Genomic DNA, 17,596 nt, shown 5'->3' with positions numbered 1-17,596 from the left:
AAAAGGAGAGAATTTATTATGTCAACAATTATTGATGTTTATGCTCGCGAAGTCCTTGACTCTCGTGGTAACCCAACTGTAGAAGTAGAAGTTTACACAGAAAGCGGCGCTTTCGGACGCGCTATCGTACCAAGTGGTGCATCTACTGGTGAGCACGAAGCAGTAGAATTACGTGACGGTGACAAATCTCGTTACCTTGGTAAAGGTGTTGTTAACGCAGTAAACAACGTTAACGAAATTATCGCTCCAGAAATCGCTGGTTTCGATGTAACTGACCAAGCTGGTATTGACCGTGCTATGATCGAATTAGATGGCACTCCAAACAAAGGTAAACTAGGCGCTAACGCTATCCTTGGTGTATCTATGGCAGTAGCTCACGCAGCAGCTGACTTCGTAGGTCTTCCATTATACCGTTACCTTGGTGGATTCAATGCAAAACAATTACCAACTCCAATGATGAACATCATCAACGGTGGTTCTCACGCTGATAACAACGTTGACTTCCAAGAGTTCATGATCTTACCAGTTGGTGCTCCAACATTCAAAGAATCAATCCGTATGGGTGCTGAAGTATTCCATGCACTTAAAGCTGTATTACATGACAAAGGTCTTAACACTGCAGTAGGTGACGAAGGTGGATTCGCTCCAAACCTTGGTTCTAACCGTGAAGCTCTAGAAGTAATCATCGAAGCTATCGAAAAAGCTGGTTACAAAGCTGGCGAGAACGTATTCTTAGGAATGGACGTTGCTTCTTCTGAGTTCTACAACAAAGAAACTGGTAAATATGACCTTGCAGGCGAAGGCCGTACTGGCTTAACTTCTGCAGAAATGGTTGATTTCTATGAAGAGCTTTGCAAAGACTTCCCAATCATCTCTATCGAAGATGGTTTAGACGAAAACGACTGGGATGGTCACAAATTATTAACTGAGCGTATCGGTGATAAAGTACAATTAGTTGGTGACGATTTATTCGTAACTAACACTCAAAAACTTGCTGAAGGTATCGAAAAAGGTATCTCTAACTCAATCTTAATTAAAGTTAACCAAATCGGTACTTTAACTGAGACTTTCGAAGCTATCGAAATGGCTAAACGTGCTGGTTACACAGCAGTTGTATCTCACCGTTCTGGTGAAACTGAAGATGCTACAATCGCTGACATCGCAGTTGCAACTAACGCTGGCCAAATCAAAACTGGTTCTATGAGCCGTACTGACCGTATTGCTAAGTACAACCAATTATTACGTATCGAAGACGAGCTAGGCGAAGTAGCTGTTTACGATGGTGTAAAATCTTTCTATAACATCAAACGATAATTGTAGAAAATAAACGACAGACCGTGAGAAATCACGGTCTGTTTTTTTATGCTAAAATTGTTCACCCGTCATAAGTGACATGAAATGTTTGAAGAAGCGGTTATAATCAAAATCAATTGCTATTTGATGACTCGGCCAATCAATAAATGGTTTAGATTCTCCTAAAGAGCGAAATTCTCCAATGCTTGCCCCCTGTGCATAAGATTCTGTCATGACAACGATAGGTGATTTGTGATAGGTAAACATAGAGTTATCAAGTAAAGCGAGTATTGGTATTGTGTCATGGAAGGGGCTCCCCTTTAAATGTGGTAGGGCGTCTTTATAATATCCGTAGTAATAATGATCAAATAACGGTTTGACAAGTGGAGCTTTTCCTTTCGCCTCAATGTATTCGGCCATTTCTGGTGTAATGATGGAGTATTGAGTGACGTTTAATGGGTATATGTACATGTTAGCTATGGATTGAAGGACTATATTAGCGGCAGTAGGATCGCCATAAAAGTTTGCTTCGGAAATAGGGGTAACATTACCAGGATGTAAAAAGGCACCGCCCATTACGTAGTAAGATTTAATTTGTTTCATCAACTGTTTGCACATGATAAACAAAATTGCTAGGGAGGTAAGTCTTCCTAAACTCACAATAATTAATTCATCTTTATACTGTTCAATAAGAGGAATAACTTCAAAAAAATTCTCCATTTCTCCGTTAGTCACATTCACCTTTGGAATAATTGGACCGAGCCCCTGTTTTCCATGTACATCCGTAAAAAACGCAGGTGGGGCACCAGTAAGGGGACGTTCTGAACCACCGAATATCTTGATATTTCTATTCTTTGTTTCGTTATTAAAAAAATGAGCATTTTCTACGGCCATTTTTTTTGGAACATTGCCGTAATCAGCAACGATACCGACGATTTCTACTTCATCGATAAAGAATGCTAAGAGGAGAGCCATCGTATCATCAATCCCAGGATCACAAAAAATGAGAACTTTTTTGGGCATATGTTCACCACCTATCTTGTTTATCCCGTACAAACCAGCTTGGTGAGGGCTAATAATCAATAAGGATGAGGGGAATCTCATGGATTAAAGTTTCACTTTATATATATGTAAGTTTAAGAATAAAAAGATTATTTTATTGAAATAATAGTCTTTTAAATTCAGAAAATAAAAACTTTTTATATTAGGTCAAGGTTTTTGACGTAATTTTCGTTTAGAAATGCAGTCGTATCAAGGTTGTAAGCGTATAACATAGGCTGTTTTTGCTGTCAAGTTGATAAATTGCAGCTTTTTACAATTTATACTATGATAAAGATATTAACAGAAGATCGTATAAACATGAGGGATGATGAACATGAAATTTACAAAGATTCTTGTCCAAATTGCTGCTCTTTACGTGTTTTATATGGTTGGAACTTGGGTGCAAGAAATGTTAAATATTCCAATTCCAGGAAGTTTGATTGGGATGTTCCTCTTACTTGTTTTACTTAGCCTAAAAGTTCTTCCAGTGAAATGGTTCGATTTAGGAGCAGAAACACTCGTTGCTATTATGCCGTTTTTATTAATTCCGCCAACGCTTGGCCTAATGAATTACGGTGCTTTTTTTATGAGTAAAGGAATTTCTCTTTTCATTACAGTTGTAGCGAGTACATTTTTAATTATTATTGTCGCAGGACATACAGGACAATATCTTGCGAATAGGAAGGAAAGAGAGTCGCGATGAACCAAATATTAATCGGAGTCGGTTGGGTTCTTTTTACGGTGCTATTATATCAATTATCTAAAAAAATCTATAAATTATTTCCAACACCATTCACCATTCCAATGCTTGTAGCAACTGGATTAATGGCTTTCCTATTTATCGTGCTTGATATACCATATCAACATTATATGGAAAGTGGTGGTGGCTGGATTGCAAAGCTACTTGGACCCGGTGTTGTAGCATTTGCAATTCCTCTTTATAAACAACGTCATGTTCTGCAAAAATATGTTGTACCGATTGCTGGCGGGGTATTAGTAGGTACAACAGTTGCAATCGCTAGTGATTTTGCGATTGCTTCACTTATGGGAACGGATAAAAGCTTAATCTTATCGTCATTACCAAAATCGGTGACAATGCCAGTTGCGATGAGTGTTTCAGAGCAAGTCGGTGGTGTACCTTCCTTAACAGCAGCTTTCGTTGTTATCGCAGGTATTACTGGAACGATTACAGGACCCCTTTTATTAAAATGGAGCCGTGTTACAAACTCAGTTGGTAAAGGTATCGGATTTGGATGTGCTTCTCATATTATGGGCGTGATGAGAGCGATGAAAAATAACGAACATGAAGGTGTTATTGGATCGGTAACAATGACATTAACAGCAATTTTGACATGTTTACTTGGACCGTTATTTGCGATGATGTTTATGTAATAGAAGAAAAGCGAGAGCGCCTCTATAGCTCTCGCTTTTCTATAGAATTTATGCTACAGTTACAATAACTGAATCTTTGTAGGAGGTACGCCAAGTGCATACGTTATTATCAGTTTTACTTATTATTGTATCGATTTTAATGATTGTTATGGTACTTATGCAATCTAGTAATAGCTCAGGCCTTTCAGGTGCAATTTCAGGCGGTGCGGAGCAATTATTTGGTAAGCAAAAGGCACGTGGAATTGAAGCGGTATTAAACCGTATTACAATTGTTTTAGCTGTATTGTTCTTTGTATTAACAATTGGTGTTACGTACTTCAATTTATAGAATTGAAAGAAGAAGCGTTAGTGAATGGTACTAATGGTTCTTCTTTTTTTGTTTTGCTATTTGAAAGATGTTTCTAATTAGATTATAGAAATACAAATATGGTACACTAGATATAGAAAGAATACGACTAGATTACAGAAGAGAAAGAGGAGAAATACATGATGAAATTAGCATCTCCGAAACCATTTACATTTGAGGGTGGAGACCGCGCTGTTTTATTACTACATGGATTCACAGGGAACTCAGCTGATGTACGTATGTTAGGGCGTTTCTTAGAAAAGAAGGGCTATACTTGTCATGCGCCAATTTATAAAGGGCACGGTGTACCACCAGAAGAGCTTGTTCATACAGGGCCTACAGATTGGTGGCAAGATGTAACGGAGGCATATCAGCTTTTAAAAGATAAAGGTTTTGAGAAAATTGCTGTTGTTGGATTGTCACTTGGCGGCGTATTTTCTTTAAAATTAGGTTATACAGTACCGGTTTTAGGTGTAGTACCAATGTGTGCACCGATGTATATTAAGAGCGAAGAAACGATGTACCAAGGTATATTGGCATATGCCCGCGAATATAAAAAACGTGAGCAAAAATCACCTGAACAAATTGAACAAGAAATGTTGGAATTCCAAAAGACACCGATGAATACATTAAAAGCATTACAACAATTAATTGCTGACGTACGTAACAATGTGGATATGATTTATGCACCAACATTTGTTGTACAAGCACGTCATGACGAAATGATTAATACAGATAGTGCTAACATTATTTATAACGGTGTAGAATCTACGTTAAAAGACATTAAATGGTATGAAGACTCTACGCATGTCATTACACTTGATAAACAACGTGACGAGCTACATGAGGATGTATATAACTTCTTGGAGCAACTAGATTGGTAAGATCTAGTTGCCTCTTTTTTTCATAAGGAATTTTTTGTGAAAACTGTAAAAATCATAAGGGGAGTATTGAAGTTTCACTTTATACATCCCCTATCTTTCGGATACACTAAATAATATAAGGTTTTAAAGGAGGTATTTTTGCTTGGAAGAAATCATACAAGAACATATTGATAAGTTGTTATTATTTATGAGAGAAGAAGCGTATAAACCGCTAACGATACAAGAGTTAGAAGAGGCATTTGGGATTGAAGGTTCTGAGGGCTTTAAAGATTTCGTAAAGGCACTTGTAACGATGGAAGAAAAGGGACTTGTTATTCGTACTCGTAGCAACCGTTACGGTCTTCCTGAAAAGATGAATTTAATACGCGGTAAGTTAATTGGACATGCACGTGGTTTTGCATTCGTTGTACCAGATGAGAAGAAAACGGGAGACGATGACCTTTTCATACCGCCTACAGAATTAAACGGTGCGCTTCATGGCGATACAGTATTAGCACGCCTTAGTTCCCAATCGAGTGGTTCGCGTCAAGAAGGTTCAATTGTACGCATTTTAGAACGCGGAACGAAAGAGTTAGTTGGTACATATACAGAATCGAAAAACTTTGGGTTCGTTATACCTGACAATAAGCGCTGGACAAGTGACATTTTCGTATTGAAAAGTGCATCTATGGGCGCTGTAGAAGGTCATAAAGTAGTTGTGAAAATTACGAGCTATCCAGAGAATCGTTTAAGTGCAGAAGGTGAAGTTATTCAAATTCTAGGTCATAAAAATGATCCAGGAGTAGATATTTTATCTGTCATTCATAAACATCACTTGCCTTTAGCGTTCCCTGAAGAAGTGATGGAACATGCAAACAGTGTACCAGAAACGATTTCAGAAGAAGATTTAAAAGATCGCCGTGATCTACGTGACCAAATGATCGTAACGATTGACGGTGCAGACGCAAAAGATTTAGATGATGCTGTTACAGTAACGAAGCTCGAGAACGGTAACTACAAGCTTGGCGTTCACATTGCGGACGTAAGTCATTACGTTCAAGAAGGTTCTCCAATTGATGTTGAAGCAGCGGAAAGAGCGACGAGTGTGTATCTTGTTGACCGTGTAATTCCGATGATTCCACATCGTCTATCTAACGGTATTTGTTCATTAAATCCGAAAGTAGACCGTCTGACATTATCTTGTGAAATGGAAATCAACAACTTAGGTGATGTTGTTAAACACGAGATTTTCCAAAGTGTAATTAAAACGACAGAGCGTATGACGTATGCTGACGTAAGAAGCATTTTAGAAGATGAGGACGAAGAGTTAATTAAGCGTTATGAGCCATTAGTACCGATGTTTAAAGAGATGGGCCAATTGGCACAAATTTTACGTGAAAAACGTATGCGCCGTGGTGCAATTGACTTTGACTTTAAAGAGGCGAAAGTATTAGTGGATGAAGAAGGAAAACCGACAGACGTTGTCATGCGCGATCGTTCTATATCAGAGAAGTTAATTGAAGAATTTATGCTTGTTGCGAATGAAACAGTAGCAGAGCACTTCCACTGGATGAACGTACCATTCATGTACCGTGTCCATGAAGATCCGAAAGAAGATAAGCTTGAGCGTTTCTTCGAGTTTGTAACGAACTTCGGATATGCAGTAAAAGGACGTGCGAATGAAGTGCATCCTCGCGCGCTACAACAAATTCTTGAAATGGTTCAAGGACAGCCAGAAGAAGTAGTTATTTCAACAGTTATGCTTCGTTCTATGAAGCAAGCTCGTTACGATGCGGATAGTTTAGGACATTTCGGTTTATCAACTGAGTTCTACACACACTTCACATCACCAATTCGTCGTTACCCAGATACAATCGTTCATAGATTAATTCGTGAATACATTATTAACGGTAAAGTCGACAACGAAACGCAAGCAAAATGGCGTGAAAAATTACCTGAGATTGCAGAGCATTCTTCTAATATGGAACGTCGTGCTGTTGAAGCAGAGCGTGAAACAGATGAGATGAAAAAAGCAGAGTATATGGTTGATAAGATCGGTGAAGAGTATGACGGTATGATTAGCTCTGTAACAAACTTCGGTTTATTCGTAGAGCTTCCAAATACAATTGAAGGTCTTGTACACGTTAGTTATTTAACGGATGATTACTACCGTTATGACGAGCAACATTTCGCTATGATCGGAGAACGTACAGGAAACGTATTCCGCATCGGTGACGAAATTACAATTCGCGTTATTAACGTAAACAAAGACGAGCGTGCAATCGACTTTGAAATCGTTGGCATGAAAGGCACACCTCGCCGTAAGTTCAAAGATCGTCCAGTCGTTATCGAGCAGCCAAGAACAGGCAGAAAGAAACGCGGTGGACGTAGCGAGCGCAGTAATGAGCGCGGCGGTGAACGTGGCACAGGTAGAAAATTTGACCGTGGTGGTAAAGGAAAAGGAAGAGGATCTGCATCTGCATCCGCTTCTGCTAGCCAGCCGGGAAAAAAAGATGGTAACGGTAAGAAGAAAAAAGCATTCTTCGAAAACGTACCAGGATTCAAGAAGAAAAAGAAAAAGCGTAAGTAAGAAAAGAGTGGCTTCGCTTTGATGAAAAGCGGGGCCGTTTTCTTTTTTCTTCGTGGCTTGAGAGCGAGCCACTTTCGCTTTTTATCGGAATCCAGCTACAGTGGCTAGAATGTTCGGCGGCTTCACTTCTTCCCGAGAGGCAAAGAGCGCCTCAAGGTCAGAAGCTCCATCCATCTCACATTCTGAGCGAGCCACTTTCGCTTTTTATTAACATTTGTTACAATAGTAAAAATAGAGGAGGGACGTTATATGCCAAAGGGTACAGGTAAGGTTATTGCACAGAACAAAAAAGCATTTCATGATTATTTCATCGAAGAAACATACGAAGCAGGGCTTGTCCTTCAAGGAACGGAAATTAAGTCGATTCGCGCTGGACGCGTAAACTTGAAAGATGCGTTTGCACGTGTACATAATGGTGAAGTATGGGTTCATAATATGCACATTAATACGTACGAACAAGGGAATCGTTTCAACCATGATCCACTTCGTACGAGAAAATTACTTCTGCATAAAAAAGAAATTGATAAACTAGCGGGCGCTGCGAAAGAAACAGGTTACGCATTAGTTCCACTTAGAATTTATTTGAAAAATGGATTTGCAAAGATGGCACTTGGTTTAGCAAAAGGTAAGAAGCAATACGATAAACGTCACGATTTAAAAGAGAAAGAAGCGAAACGTGAAATTGCACGCGCGTTCCGTGATCGCCAAAAGATGTAATACAGATATTTACATTTGTAAAATGGAGCGCGTATGTTATAATAATTTATGTAAGGTTGTTGCACATTGAAAAACAGCTCTTAGTAGCTATCACGATATTTTCTTCGTATGCTCCATTTTTATCATGGGGACGTTACGGATTCGACAGGGATAGTTCGAGCTTAGGTTGCGAGTCGAGGGGATCGGCCTCGTTAAAACGTCAAAGCCTATAATTGGCAAACAAAACAATCTTTCTTTAGCTGCTTAATTGCACTAAAGGTTCCTCCCTCCATCGTCCATGTGGTAGGGTAAGGGACTCAAACTAAGTGGACTACGCCGGAGTTCGCCGTCTGAGGACAAAGGAAGAGAACAACCAGACTAGCAACTTGGAAGCCTGTCGATAGGCCGAAGAGTTCGCGAAATGCTAATATATCGACTACACTCGTAGAAGCTTAAGTGCCGATATTTTTGGACGTGGGTTCGACTCCCACCGTCTCCACCAATACATATTTGGTGGTTTTTTTATTTTATATATAACAAGAAGCATAAGGCGGCCGTTTTGGCCAACTTATGCTTCTTTTAGTTTACGGCCAACTTATGCTTCCAATATAAAAAAATGGGTTAATAAGTCAGCTCTTTAGTTCATATAAGGGTCCCGCCAACCAAATGACATACAAAAAACGCCATCCTTTCCTGTGATTCTACAGAAAGAATAGCGTATTTTTTCATTTTTTGGGGTATTTTATTTTGTTAACTTGATAGCGATGTGGTGCTACTCCTAAGTATGAAAAATTTATTTTGGAAGCCTGATTTTATTCTCTAATCCTATAACCCGCATTGGTCCTTGTAAGGTTAGTTTAGTTAACAAAGCGGCCATAAAAGCAGGACTATATTTCATACCATTTTCTAGCCAAGTACTAATGACACCTATATGTGCTGAAGTAATATAGCTAGTAAAAATCTCCTTTGGAATACCTAATTCTTCATCAGATTCTACAATAGAAGATAATAAATCACCATATACTTTTTCTTGAACAATTTGTAACATACGACGTCGGAATTCTGGTAACCCTCTATCCCCTAACATCACTTTAAAAAAATCATGATTTTCGGCTATATATTCAAAAAGCCTTAAAAAAGAAAGTGGTGGATTATGTTCATTAACTTCTTGGATTGTTCCATTTATTTCTTTAGGTTTTACTCGTTCTATTAATTCTTCTAACGTCTCATCCATACTTTTCAAAAGAAAATCCTGCTTATCTTGGTAATGTAAATAAAACGTGCCACGAGTAAGCTCCGCTTTATCTGTAATATTTTGAACAGAAATCGTATTCAAATCTCTTTCTTCCAGAAGCTCAATAAGAGCATCCCTTAAATACCTAGTAGTTCTCTTTACACGAGGATCAATTTTTTTATTTTTAGACATAGTTCCTTCTCCTTGTCTATAATTTCAAATCTTTTGGACGATATGTATCGAATTGTCTTTTATAAGACATTATAGAGTTTTTTGCACATTGACCAAAATCCATAACTTGATAAAATTATTATATACAAAGCGTTCATTAATTGACAATAAGTAAACTAATGAACATATTGTATAAAATACAACATGAAGGGAACGATTTATTATGAAAGCATCACGTCTTATTGATGTTCACCATCACATTATTCCAGAGGAATACAGTTCAACTCTTGAATATTTTGGAGTTGCAAAATCAGGAGGCATGCCTATCAAAAAATGGACTCCTGAAGATAGCATTGCAATGATGGACCGTTTAGGAATTGAAGTTGGTATCGGTTCTATTTCCGAACCTGGTCTAATTCCTGTTGCAAATCCTGATTTAGCAAAAAAACTTGCTCGCAGTATTAATGAATTCCAAGCAGAAATGATTGCTAAATATCCAAAACGTTTTGGAGGCTTCGCATTTTTACCACTTCCACACGTTGAAGAATCAATTGAAGAGTTAAAATATGCCTTAGATGAACTTAAACTAGACGGCGTTGGTTTATTATCTAACTATAATGGTCATTTTCTAGGTGACCCAATCTTTGACGAATTAATGGATGAATTAAACAAACGTAATGCAGTAGTATTTATTCACCCTAGTGCACCAGTTGAAGCAAGCCCACGCGCAAGATTCTTAACAGCGGACTTCATGGCAGAGTTTACATTCAATACAACTCGTGCGGCTGCTAACCTTGTGTTAAGTGGTACAATCGAACGTTGTCCAAATATTAAATTTATCCTTGCTCATGCAGGTGGTACACTTCCATATTTAAAATGGAGAATCGGACAATCTTACCGTTCAGCTAAAGTTTGGATGAATGATCCATTAGTATCTGAAAGATGGACAACACTAACAAAAGACCCTGAAGAATATATCAGCAATTTCTATTTTGAAACAGCAATTTCTACTCAACCAGCAACTTTTGAAGCTTTAAAAGATACAACTGATTCATCACACATTTTATTTGGTAGTGATGCACACTATGCTCCTGAAGACTGGACAAAAGAAATGATTGAAAGAATTTCTAATTATCCAAACTTCGATGATAAAACTATCGAAGACATTTCAAGAAATAATGCTCTTAAACTCTTCCCACGCTTTAAATAATGGTTTAAATACGGGTTTAAATAAAGACAAAAGGTACAGATAAAAATAAACGCTAGTCATAATGAATGGACACCCCGACGAATGTCGCAGGCATTTTAAAAAGCTCAATTTGAACATCACTGTTTGAATTGGGCTTTTACTGTTTATTAATTTGTATAACTTTGGAGCGAATGAAAATAAATCATGAAACAAAGAAAAAACCTGTTATTATTGCATTACTCATTGCAACAGGAATGTTATCTGGTAAAAAAGAAAAACATTTTTTTGCACAGTAGACAAGTTGAAGCAGAAAATTAAGCTAACTTTGTAGAATAACCTAACTACGTTTAGGTTCTAGATGAAAAATTATAAAGAAAAACACGGAGGTGCTCTTATGAGTATACGAAATAAACGATTCGCTTATGGAAAAAATCAGTTGCAGTTTGGGGATCTGCGTCTCCCAGAAGGAAAGGGGCCTTATCCAGTTGCAATTGTTCTGCACGGTGGATTTTGGAAAAATATTTGGGGCTTAGATATGATGGAACCTGTAGCAAAAGATTTGGCGTCAAGGGGTATAGCGACTTGGAACATTGAATTTCGTCGTGTTGGCGATGAAGGCGGAGGATGGCCAGGCACTTTAATTGATGCTGCAAATGCGACCGACTATTTACAACAAATAGCGGAAGAAAATCATCTTGATTTAGGCCGGGTTATTGCTATTGGGCATTCTGCAGGAGGTCATTTGGCTTTATGGTTAGCGGGTCGTAAGAAACTACCGGAAAATAGTGTTTTAAGAATTACTGATCAACCGCTTTCTCTTAAGGGAGCAATAAGCTTAGCAGGAGTTAATGATCTTGCACTAATGGATGATGTCCATCATTTACGTCTATCAGAATTCGGTAAAGAAAATAACCATCCTGTAACTGATTTGTTAGGCGGGACACCGAAAGAGGTTCCAGAGCGTTATGAGGAGGCTTCTCCAATTCAATTATTGCCCCTTCAGGTTCCACAAGTTCTTATTCACGGATCACTCGATATTAATGTGCCAATCGGAATTAGTTATAACTACAAGCGTGTAGCAGATGCTTCTGGGGATCAAGTGAAAATGGTGGAAATACCATCCGCAGAGCACTCTAAAGTGATCGATCCCAATGTGGAAGAATGGTCGTATATCGTCACAGAAGTTATCAACTTATTAGATATGGGGCAATAACACCTAGCCATCAATATAAGTTTGTATGAGCTTAATTTCATAAAGCAGCTTTAGTATTATAAACTTATTTTTAAAGCTTGATTTGTTGTCCTTCCATGCCCATCAAGCTGAAACTTTAATTTGCTGTTTTGTGAATTTTGCTGTCAGCTTATGGGTTAATAATTAATTTACGGCCAATTTATGCTTCCAATTCTGTTGAATAATTAGATAACCATCTACAAAAATAAGTGTTTTCTGGCCAACTTATAGGTAAAGTGACATTGTATGATATGAAACATAATTTTCCGGTTTGGTGAGGTTATGGTTCTTTTTGTTTTGTAATTTTATAAAATGTTTAAGTTGATGGAGCGTTACCCCTGAAATAGAAAATGAAGAAATGGGTATTGATGATAAGCAAGTAGATACTATAGATACTCGTAAACGAGCGATTGGTGATTATTTATTTTTATTACACTTTATTCAAATGTTTATATATTTTGTCTTTTTATCCATACCTATTGTAAGATTATATAGAGTTCTCCTAATAAGCTGTTTTAATGGATTATTTAGGGGTTTTAAATTTATAAATCTTAAATTGTTTTTTCGGGATAATTTTTTATCTAAATAAGTTATATTGAAGTAGAGGTGAACCATCGGTGAAGCAGGTGTTGGTGATTAAAAATGAACGGTCTTCAGCAAAGAAAATCGTAAGCGGTCTAACGCAAGAAGGCTATTTCATTTTAAAACTTCACAATGAAAACGAAGGTTTAAATATAATATATGAACAAGATTGGGATATTATCATATTGGATTGGGATTCATTAAGTATACCGGGACCAGAAATTTGTAGACAAATACGACTTGTTAAAACGACACCGATTATTATTGTGACCGACAATATTTCTAGTAAGGATTGCGTAGCAGGGTTACAAGCAGGAGCAGATGATTATATAAGAAAACCATTTGCGAAAGAAGAATTAGTAGCAAGGGTTCAAGCGATTTTAAGGAGAAGTGATTGTAACCAGCAAAAGGAGATAAACTTTTTTCAGTTTAAAGATCTCTTTGTTGATGCATCTAGCAATATTGTGAAAAAAGGTGGCGAAAACCTCTCGCTTACTAAGCGGGAGTACGATTTACTTGTATTTTTAATCAAGAATAAAAACACAATATTGAGCCGTGAAATGCTTTTGAATCAAGTATGGGGATATAATGTAGTAGTAAATCCAAATGTAGTAGACTTATATATTGGGTATGTAAGAAAAAAGTTAAAGTGCGAGAAGAAAGACAGATATATTCAAACGATACATGGTAGAGGCTATTCAATGATTGAATGATAAAATAAGGTAATAGAAAAAAGAGTAAAACTGTTTCATTCAGTTTTACTCTTTTTTCTATTAAACCTAATAATCAAATAGTTTCTTAGAAGTATTAAAAGACGTAAAAAAATGGATTATAAAAATATTAGCTATTAATGGGCGTGTTTTGTAGAGGAAATTATGGCTAATCAATACGCCCGACTGCACATATTACTTTCTATGCCTGATTTTATGAATTCGCACCATTCACAAGATTTTCACAGGATTAATGACTATACTAATTAACAGGATGTTCAAATGAAAATGATTATCAATAGCGATTCAATTGAATAAAAGTTACCTTCTAATTCAATCTATGGATGTCATCATTTTCGAAATAAATTACACTATAAGGAGTATACATATGAAAAAATCTATGCTTTTAAAATTAGTGAGTATTCTAGCAATTTTTACTTTAATGTTAGTGGCTTGCTCAGATTCAAGTAAAGAAACTTCGAAGGCTAATAATAAAGATAATGGTAGTGATAAGTCAAAAACGGTTGAAATCACTGATGCTCATGGAACTGTTAAAGTCCCTGTAAACCCAAAGAATGTAGTTGCTTTGGATAACAGAACGTTTGAAACTTTATCTGATTGGGGAATTAAATTAGCGGCTGCTCCAAAGGATATCATGCCTGCTGATTCAGCATATAAAAAGGATGAAAAAGTTCAAAATATTGGGAATCACCGTGAACCAAATCTTGAAATTATTGCAGCGGCAAACCCTGACCTTGTAATCGTTGGTCAAAGATTTGCTGACCATTACGAAGAAATCAAAAAATTAGTACCAAATGCAGCAGTTATTGATCTTAATTTTGATGTTTCTGAGAAAGCTACTAAGCCTGGCGAAAACTTAGTAAAAGGACTTAAAGATTCTACAATTACTTTAGGAAAAATCTTTAATAAAGATAAAGAAGCTAAACAATTAGTAGCTGATTTTGATAAATCTATTGAAAAAGCAAAATCTGCTTATAACGGAAAAGATAAAGTTATGAGTGTTATCGTTACTGGTGGTAATATTGGTTTTGCTGCTCCACATTCTGGTCGTGTTTGGGGACCAATGTATGAAATTTTCGGTTGGACTCCAGCGTTAGAAGTTTCAAATTCTACTGCAGGTCATAAAGGTGATGACGTTTCTGTTGAAGCTATTGCACAAACAAATCCTGATTGGATTTTCGTATTAGATCGTGATGCTGCAACATCTGATGCAGCTAAGTCAACACCTGCTAAGGATGTTATTTCTAAATCACCTGCTCTTCAAAACACAACTGCTGTTTCTAAAAAACAAGTTATTTATGCACCAGAAGATACTTACACAAATGAATCAATTCAAACTTATATAGAGTTATTTGGAAATATGGCAAAAACTTTAGCTAAGTAGTGTAAAGGGGTACGAAACAGTGTCAAAAAATATGATTTCTAGGGTTGAGAATATTTCTCAACCCCAGTTTTATAATCAAAATAAAATATGGACAAAACCTTTTATAATAGCAGTTATAGTTGTTATAATTTTAGGGATTATATCACTGTTTACTGGAGTTTATGATATACGTGGACAAGAGGACGGGACAGAGATGTTTTTCATAACTCGTGTTCCGAGAACAGCTGCATTAATGCTTACTGGAGCTGCGATGGCGATGGCAGGGCTCGTAATGCAACTCATTACACAGAATCGCTTTGTTGAACCTACTACAACGGGGACTATTGAATGGTCAGGCTTAGGCCTGCTTTTTGTGTATTTATTATTTCCTGCCCCGACTTTAGTTCAAAGAATGACTGGTGCAATCATTTTTTCTTTTATAGGAACTATGATTTTCTTTCTATTTTTAAGAAGAGTTAAGCTTCGTTCGTCTTTAATTGTTCCGATTATTGGATTGATGCTTGGAGCAGTAATTTCTGCAGTGTCTACTTTTTTAGGACTCCTTTTTCAAAAGACGCAAAGTATTGAAACTTGGTTTGTAGGTTCATTTGCTAACATTCAGGTGGGAAGATATGAATATTTATGGCTGATTGTTATCATTACTTTTCTTATTTTTATGTATGCTAATAGATTGACTTTAGCTGGACTAGGAGAAGATGTCGCAACAAGTCTTGGAGTTAATTACAATAGAATTGTTCTTTTTGGGACTGCTCTTATCTCTGTTGCAGTTGGAATTGTTGCAGCTGTTATCGGACACTTACCTTTCTTAGGATTAATTGTGCCAAATATCGTTTCAATGTTTAGAGGTGATGATCTTAGGAGTAATTTACCTTGGGTTTGTGTGATCGGAATGGGATCAATAACTGCCTGTGACATCATTTCTCGAACAATTATACAGCCTTTTGAATTACCTGTTTCTTTAATACTTGCAACAGTGGGAGCAGTCGTGTTTATTACTATTTTATTGAGACAAAGAAAACCAAGGAGGCTACGATGATCACATTAGAATATAGAAAAAAAGAAAATGTCGAAATCGATTCTAGCCTTCATAATGAAAGTAGATCAGCTAGCGCTTTTCGGTCTAAGAAGGAAGCAAGACGTTATTGGATTTTACTGATAACATTGATTGCTTTAGGTCTTCTTTCTTCATATGGACTTTTAGTTTATAACAATCCAGTTCCGATAGATTCACCTTCTTTTATCCCAGTCGTTAAGAGAAGGATAGTAGCTATTGTTGCAATGATTATTGCTGCGGTTTGCCATAGCTTGTCGACAGTTGCTTTCCAATCTATTACGAATAATAAAATTATTACTCCATCGCTTTTAGGTTTCGAATCACTTTATTCAGCAATTCAAACGAGTACAGTATTCTTCTTTGGTGCTAGTGCGTTAATAAATTTTAATGGAATTGGATCATTTTTATTCCAAGTTGTTGTTATGGTCTTCATGAGTTTGATACTTTATGGATGGTTACTTTCCGGTAAATACGGGAATTTACAACTTATGCTTTTAGTTGGAATTATTATTGGTACCGGGCTAAATTCAGTGTCAACTTTCATGAGAAAACTACTTGCGCCTTCAGAATTTGATATTTTACAAGCAAGATTATTTGGTTCTGTTAATCATGCAGATCCTGCATATTTTCCTATTGTAATTCCTATGATCATAATTGTAGCGGTATTAATTTTTGCTCATTCTAAGAATTTGAATGTTTTATCACTAGGAAAAGATGTTGCTACTTCTTTTGGAGTTAAATACCAACCTAGTGTAATTTATACGCTTGTATTAGTAGCTATTTTAATGTCCATTTCAACAGCTCTAATTGGGCCACTTACTTTCTACGGCTTTTTAGTGGCAACTTTGAGTTATCAGGCAGCGTCAACTTATGATCATAGATATATTTTTCCGATGGCTTTTGCTATAGGATTTTTAATAATGACGAGCGCATACTTTTTAATGTATCACGTATTCCATGCTCAAGGTGTAGTTTCAGTTATTATTGAATTATTCGGTGGAATCATATTCTTAACTATAGTTTTAAGGAAGAGGGCTTTATGATAAAAATTGATAATGTTAAAAAGTTCTATACTGATAAGGTAAAAATAGGACCTTTGGATATTGAAATACCAAAAGCAGGCTTTACTTCTTTAATTGGACCAAATGGCGCTGGAAAGTCAACGACACTTTTGATGATTGGCAGACTTTTAGATATGGATGAAGGTCAAATTCAGGTAGCAAATATGGATGTTTCTGAATCCAAATCAAAAGACTTAGCAAAAGTTTTGACTATATTGCGACAAGAAAATCATTTTGTAACTAGGCTTACTGTGAGACAACTAGTTGGATTTGGGCGCTTTCCTTATTCAAAGGGAAGATTGACTAAAGAAGATGAGGCTACCATCTCTAAATATATCGATTTCTTAGATTTAACTAGTTTAGAGAATAGATATTTAGATGAGCTTTCTGGTGGTCAAAGACAAAGGGCATATGTAGCGATGGTATTGTGCCAAGAGACGGAATATGTACTTTTGGACGAACCTTTGAACAACCTTGATGTTGCTCGTTCTGTTCAAATGATGGAGCATTTAAGACGTGCAGCTAATGAATTTGGAAGAACAATTTTGACGGTTATGCATGACATAAATTTTGCAGCTAAATACTCGGATAAAATTTGTGCTATGAAAGATGGACAAATTGCTGCTTTCGGAACAGTAGAAGAGGTTATGGACCCAACACTTTTGACAGATATTTTTGAAACAAAAATAGAAATTATTAATGGTCCTTATGGGCCAATCGCAGTTTATTAGTTATAAA

At 36.7% G+C, this 17,596-nt stretch carries 16 protein-coding genes and 1 other RNA gene; 15 read left to right on the top strand and 2 right to left on the bottom strand.

All coding sequences use genetic code 11. The features are described from left to right. The first annotated feature begins 18 nt into the window (after positions 1 to 18). Complete coding sequence (gene eno / locus ACTFR3_RS17620) at positions 19 to 1,314, top strand: phosphopyruvate hydratase (RefSeq protein WP_000103955.1); 1,296 nt, start codon at positions 19 to 21, stop codon at positions 1,312 to 1,314. Between the two features lie 51 nt (positions 1,315 to 1,365). On the opposite strand, the gene ACTFR3_RS17615 is transcribed toward eno, so the two are convergent. Continuing rightward, the gene (locus ACTFR3_RS17615) at positions 1,366 to 2,316 is read right to left on the bottom strand and encodes a nucleoside hydrolase (RefSeq protein ID WP_001125066.1); all 951 of its coding nucleotides are present in this window, start codon (positions 2,314 to 2,316) and stop codon (positions 1,366 to 1,368) included. Positions 2,317 to 2,668: 352 nt separating this feature from the next. On the opposite strand from ACTFR3_RS17615, the gene ACTFR3_RS17610 reads away from it, so the two are divergent. The 7 genes from ACTFR3_RS17610 (at position 2,669) to ssrA (ending at position 8,723) form a co-directional block, all read left to right on the top strand. Beyond that, positions 2,669 to 3,037: a CidA/LrgA family holin-like protein gene (locus ACTFR3_RS17610; RefSeq protein WP_000673222.1), complete on the top strand. Its 369-nt coding sequence runs from the start codon at positions 2,669 to 2,671 to the stop codon at positions 3,035 to 3,037. After that, positions 3,034 to 3,726 (top strand): LrgB family protein, encoded by a 693-nt coding sequence (locus ACTFR3_RS17605; protein ID WP_440044627.1) that lies wholly within the window; start codon positions 3,034 to 3,036, stop codon positions 3,724 to 3,726. Before ACTFR3_RS17610 ends, ACTFR3_RS17605 begins: the two co-directional genes overlap by 4 nt. Before the next feature lie 94 nt (positions 3,727 to 3,820). Next, the gene (secG, locus tag ACTFR3_RS17600) at positions 3,821 to 4,054 is read left to right on the top strand and encodes a preprotein translocase subunit SecG (RefSeq protein WP_000557264.1); all 234 of its coding nucleotides are present in this window, start codon (positions 3,821 to 3,823) and stop codon (positions 4,052 to 4,054) included. A gap of 161 nt (positions 4,055 to 4,215) precedes the next feature. Continuing rightward, positions 4,216 to 4,956 carry a carboxylesterase gene (gene estA / locus ACTFR3_RS17595; protein ID WP_000761986.1) on the top strand — a complete coding sequence of 247 codons (741 nt, stop codon included), beginning with the start codon at positions 4,216 to 4,218 and terminating at the stop codon, positions 4,954 to 4,956. A 142-nt stretch (positions 4,957 to 5,098) separates the two neighbouring features. Continuing rightward, positions 5,099 to 7,525, top strand: coding sequence for a ribonuclease R (gene rnr, locus ACTFR3_RS17590; RefSeq protein ID WP_440044626.1), 2,427 nt, complete (start codon positions 5,099 to 5,101; stop codon positions 7,523 to 7,525). Between the two features lie 249 nt (positions 7,526 to 7,774). Beyond that, positions 7,775 to 8,242 carry an SsrA-binding protein gene (gene smpB / locus ACTFR3_RS17585; protein ID WP_001123919.1) on the top strand — a complete coding sequence of 156 codons (468 nt, stop codon included), beginning with the start codon at positions 7,775 to 7,777 and terminating at the stop codon, positions 8,240 to 8,242. A gap of 126 nt (positions 8,243 to 8,368) precedes the next feature. Continuing rightward, positions 8,369 to 8,723, top strand: a transfer-messenger RNA (tmRNA) gene (gene ssrA, locus ACTFR3_RS17580). A 291-nt stretch (positions 8,724 to 9,014) separates the two neighbouring features. Here the strand turns inward: ssrA and ACTFR3_RS17575 are convergent. Then, entirely contained in the window at positions 9,015 to 9,647 is a 633-nt protein-coding gene (locus tag ACTFR3_RS17575) for a TetR/AcrR family transcriptional regulator (protein WP_000041936.1), read from the bottom strand. Positions 9,648 to 9,846: 199 nt separating this feature from the next. Between ACTFR3_RS17575 and ACTFR3_RS17570 the strand changes: the two genes are divergently transcribed. From ACTFR3_RS17570 to ACTFR3_RS17540, 7 genes are all read left to right on the top strand, one after another. Beyond that, on the top strand, positions 9,847 to 10,836 hold the full coding sequence (locus tag ACTFR3_RS17570) for an amidohydrolase family protein (RefSeq protein ID WP_033689835.1): 990 nt from the start codon (positions 9,847 to 9,849) through the stop codon (positions 10,834 to 10,836). Positions 10,837 to 11,209: 373 nt separating this feature from the next. After that, positions 11,210 to 12,028, top strand: a complete 819-nt coding sequence (locus tag ACTFR3_RS17565) for an alpha/beta hydrolase family protein (RefSeq protein ID WP_000027824.1) — start codon at positions 11,210 to 11,212, stop codon at positions 12,026 to 12,028. Between the two features lie 635 nt (positions 12,029 to 12,663). Further along, a complete protein-coding gene (locus tag ACTFR3_RS17560) occupies positions 12,664 to 13,341 on the top strand; it encodes a response regulator transcription factor (RefSeq protein WP_074553716.1) in 678 nt (225 codons plus the stop codon). A gap of 385 nt (positions 13,342 to 13,726) precedes the next feature. Beyond that, positions 13,727 to 14,743: a siderophore ABC transporter substrate-binding protein gene (locus tag ACTFR3_RS17555; RefSeq protein WP_074555606.1), complete on the top strand. Its 1,017-nt coding sequence runs from the start codon at positions 13,727 to 13,729 to the stop codon at positions 14,741 to 14,743. A 19-nt stretch (positions 14,744 to 14,762) separates the two neighbouring features. Next, positions 14,763 to 15,779: an ABC transporter permease gene (locus ACTFR3_RS17550; RefSeq protein WP_000042077.1), complete on the top strand. Its 1,017-nt coding sequence runs from the start codon at positions 14,763 to 14,765 to the stop codon at positions 15,777 to 15,779. After that, entirely contained in the window at positions 15,776 to 16,840 is a 1,065-nt protein-coding gene (locus ACTFR3_RS17545; RefSeq protein ID WP_000631245.1) for an iron chelate uptake ABC transporter family permease subunit, read from the top strand. Before ACTFR3_RS17550 ends, ACTFR3_RS17545 begins: the two co-directional genes overlap by 4 nt. Continuing rightward, positions 16,837 to 17,589 carry an iron ABC transporter ATP-binding protein gene (locus ACTFR3_RS17540; RefSeq protein ID WP_322367496.1) on the top strand — a complete coding sequence of 251 codons (753 nt, stop codon included), beginning with the start codon at positions 16,837 to 16,839 and terminating at the stop codon, positions 17,587 to 17,589. Before ACTFR3_RS17545 ends, ACTFR3_RS17540 begins: the two co-directional genes overlap by 4 nt. The last annotated feature ends 7 nt before the right edge of the window (positions 17,590 to 17,596 follow it).

Source organism: Bacillus cereus group sp. MYBK14-1, from assembly GCF_051916885.1.
GTDB classification, from domain to species: domain Bacteria; phylum Bacillota; class Bacilli; order Bacillales; family Bacillaceae_G; genus Bacillus_A; species Bacillus_A cereus.
This window is presented reverse-complemented; position numbering and strand designations above follow the sequence as displayed.

Bases quoted from the DNA above. Each gene is read 5' to 3' on its own strand.
- eno (WP_000103955.1), top strand. From the start codon at position 19: ATGTCAACAATTATTGATGTTTATGCTCGCGAAGTCCTTGACTCTCGT.
- ACTFR3_RS17540 (WP_322367496.1), top strand. From the start codon at position 16,837: ATGATAAAAATTGATAATGTTAAAAAGTTCTATACTGATAAGGTAAAA.
- ACTFR3_RS17605 (WP_440044627.1), top strand. From the start codon at position 3,034: ATGAACCAAATATTAATCGGAGTCGGTTGGGTTCTTTTTACGGTGCTA.
- smpB (WP_001123919.1), top strand. From the start codon at position 7,775: ATGCCAAAGGGTACAGGTAAGGTTATTGCACAGAACAAAAAAGCATTT.
- ACTFR3_RS17575 (WP_000041936.1), bottom strand. From the start codon at position 9,647: ATGTCTAAAAATAAAAAAATTGATCCTCGTGTAAAGAGAACTACTAGG.
- ACTFR3_RS17555 (WP_074555606.1), top strand. From the start codon at position 13,727: ATGAAAAAATCTATGCTTTTAAAATTAGTGAGTATTCTAGCAATTTTT.
- ACTFR3_RS17610 (WP_000673222.1), top strand. From the start codon at position 2,669: ATGAAATTTACAAAGATTCTTGTCCAAATTGCTGCTCTTTACGTGTTT.
- estA (WP_000761986.1), top strand. From the start codon at position 4,216: ATGAAATTAGCATCTCCGAAACCATTTACATTTGAGGGTGGAGACCGC.
- ACTFR3_RS17545 (WP_000631245.1), top strand. From the start codon at position 15,776: ATGATCACATTAGAATATAGAAAAAAAGAAAATGTCGAAATCGATTCT.
- ACTFR3_RS17615 (WP_001125066.1), bottom strand. From the start codon at position 2,316: ATGCCCAAAAAAGTTCTCATTTTTTGTGATCCTGGGATTGATGATACG.
- ACTFR3_RS17565 (WP_000027824.1), top strand. From the start codon at position 11,210: ATGAGTATACGAAATAAACGATTCGCTTATGGAAAAAATCAGTTGCAG.